The 844-nt window shown below is 39.3% G+C and carries 1 protein-coding gene and 1 pseudogene; both read left to right on the forward strand.

Features of this window, described 5'->3' with window-relative positions:
* The first annotated feature begins 67 nt into the window (after positions 1 to 67).
* Positions 68 to 373 (forward strand): conjugal transfer protein TrbD, encoded by a 306-nt coding sequence (trbD, locus tag K3248_RS08560; RefSeq protein ID WP_208441902.1) that lies wholly within the window; start codon positions 68 to 70, stop codon positions 371 to 373.
* Positions 373 to 844: pseudogene (locus K3248_RS08565) on the forward strand (VirB4 family type IV secretion/conjugal transfer ATPase); the annotation flags it as partial. The gene trbD and the pseudogene K3248_RS08565, both read left to right, overlap by 1 nt.

Consider the following 844-nt stretch of genomic DNA (forward strand, 5'->3'; position numbering starts at 1 on the left):
GTCTTCTCACAGGCGCCCTCTTTTCTGGGGCTGTTGTACCTTCTAATGTTTTGGTTGGAGGAGTTTAATGGGAGGAAAACGGTATACACAATTGTTTCGCTCTCTTCATAGACCTCAACAAATTATGGGTGGAGAGCGAGAGCTTATGCTGCTATCAATGCTTTTAACTGGTATTCTTATTGTTTCGGCGATGAACATTATAGCAGCAACAATTGGACTTTGTATCTGGTTTGTTTCTCTTTATGTTCTACGAAGAATGGCAAAATTTGATCCCATTTTATCTCGAATTTACATTCGTCAATTAAAATATCGTAATTATTACGCCCCCTTTTCACGTCCCTTTCGTGTTGCTAAATCAACAAGGACGTATTGATGCTGAAATTAAAACCTTTTCGCTCTACTATTGCGGGGCTTCCTGATCTTTTAAATTTTGCGGCTTTAATTGATGACGGCATTATCTTGGGAAAAGACGGTTCTTTGTTGGCTGGTTTTTTCATTCGTGGGGATGATCCCATGTCGGCAACGGATACAGAACGAAATTATATAACCGGGTTAGTTAATACATATCTTTCTCGTTTTCATTCGGGATGGGCGATATGGGTAGATGCCATACGCATAGAGTCACCAAGTTATTCAGATCCAGAATTATCTCATTTTCCTGACCCTATTACAGCATTGATTGATGCAGAAAGACGGTTTTATTTTAAGCAAAGTGAAGTGCATTATGAGACGGAATATGCTTTGTTAATGCAATATCTACCACCTACTCGAAAATCATCAAAGTTAGGGGAAATTGTATATGAAGACGATACAGTTGAGTCAACCACACCCGCTGAACGTTTAC

Origin of the sequence: Bartonella raoultii, from assembly GCF_019659805.1 — a bacterium.
Taxonomy (GTDB): Bacteria; Pseudomonadota; Alphaproteobacteria; order Rhizobiales; family Rhizobiaceae; genus Bartonella; species Bartonella raoultii.